Source organism: Arthrobacter sp. TB 26 (genome assembly GCF_000427315.1).
In the GTDB taxonomy this organism is placed as follows: Bacteria; Actinomycetota; Actinomycetes; order Actinomycetales; family Micrococcaceae; genus Arthrobacter.
Genome location: NZ_AUPJ01000106.1, coordinates 1 through 1598 on the forward strand (window position 1 = coordinate 1; position 1598 = coordinate 1598).

General features: G+C 67.3%; 1 pseudogene. It reads left to right on the top strand.

From position 1 onward, the window contains the following. Positions 1-1598: pseudogene (locus K789_RS22150) on the top strand (Rne/Rng family ribonuclease); the annotation flags it as partial.

Sequence of the window (1598 nt, forward strand, 5' to 3'; positions counted from 1 at the left end):
CCCGCCCAACACAGTGACCCGCGTCCGCGCACCGCGTGCGGCCACCGAGGCCCCGGTCAACAACCGCGTCACGTCCCTCAAAGGCTCCACCCGGCTCGAGGCGAAGAAACAGCGCCGCCGCGAATCCCGCGACACCGGCCGCCGCCGCACCGTCATCACCGAGGCCGAATTCCTGGCCCGGCGCGAATCGGTCGACCGCCAGATGATCGTCCGCCAGCGTGACGACAGAATCCAGATCGGGGTCCTCGAGGACGGCGTGCTGGCCGAGCACTTCGTCTCGAAGACCCAGCAGGATTCCCTGATCGGCAACGTCTACCTGGGCAAGGTCCAGAATGTCCTGCCGTCGATGGAAGCCGCCTTCGTTGACATCGGGCGCGGCCGCAATGCCGTGCTCTACGCCGGTGAAGTCAACTGGGAATCCGTCAACCTCGAGGGCAAGCAGCGCCGGATCGAGAACGCGCTGAAGTCCGGCGACTCCGTGCTGGTCCAGGTCACCAAGGACCCGGTCGGCCACAAGGGCGCCCGCCTCACGAGCCAGATCTCGCTGCCCGGCCGCTACCTCGTGTACGTTCCCGGCGGTTCCATGACCGGCATCTCCCGCAAGCTGCCCGACGTCGAACGCAACCGCCTCAAGCGGATCCTCAAGGACCGCCTGCCGGAAGATGCAGGGGTCATTGTCCGCACCGCCGCCGAGGGCGCGTCCGAGGAAGAGCTCACGCACGACATCAACCGCCTTCGAGCCCAGTGGGAAGGCATCGAAGGCCAGTCGAGCTCGACCAAGATCCTCGCTCCCGAGCTGCTCTACGGCGAACCCGATCTGACCATCAAGGTGGTCCGCGACGTCTTCAACGAGGACTTCTCCAAGCTGATCGTCTCCGGCGAGGAAGCCTGGGACACCATCGAGGCCTACGTCACCTACGTGGCACCCGACCTCGTGGGCCGGCTCGAGAAGTGGACCAAGGACACGGACATCTTCGCTGCATGGCGCATCGACGAGCAGATCCACAAGGCCCTGGACCGCAAGGTCTTCCTGCCCTCCGGCGGCTCCCTCGTGATCGACCGCACCGAAGCCATGACCGTGGTGGACGTCAACACCGGCAAGTTCACCGGCAGCGGCGGCAACCTCGAGGAAACCGTCACCAAGAACAACCTCGAAGCGGCCGAGGAAGTCGTCCGGCAGCTCCGGCTCCGCGACATCGGCGGCATCATCGTGATCGACTTCATCGACATGGTGCTCGAATCGAACCGCGACCTGGTCCTGCGCCGCATGGTGGAGTGCCTGGGCCGGGACCGGACCAAGCACCAGGTCGCGGAGGTGACCTCGCTGGGACTCGTGCAGATGACCCGCAAGCGCATGGGCACCGGGCTGCTGGAAGTCTTCGGCGAACAGTGCGAAGCCTGCGCCGGCCGCGGCATCGTCACCCNCCGGTGGAGCACCGCCGCGCCAACGTGGTTGCCGCCGAGCACCACGTCCCCCGCACTGAGCACCAGCCTGCCGCACGGACCGAACGCAAGAGCCGCCGCCGTGGCCGGGGCGGCCAGGGCACGGACGAGCAGTCCGCACCGGCAGCAGTGCACGCTGAACCGACCGAGGCCGA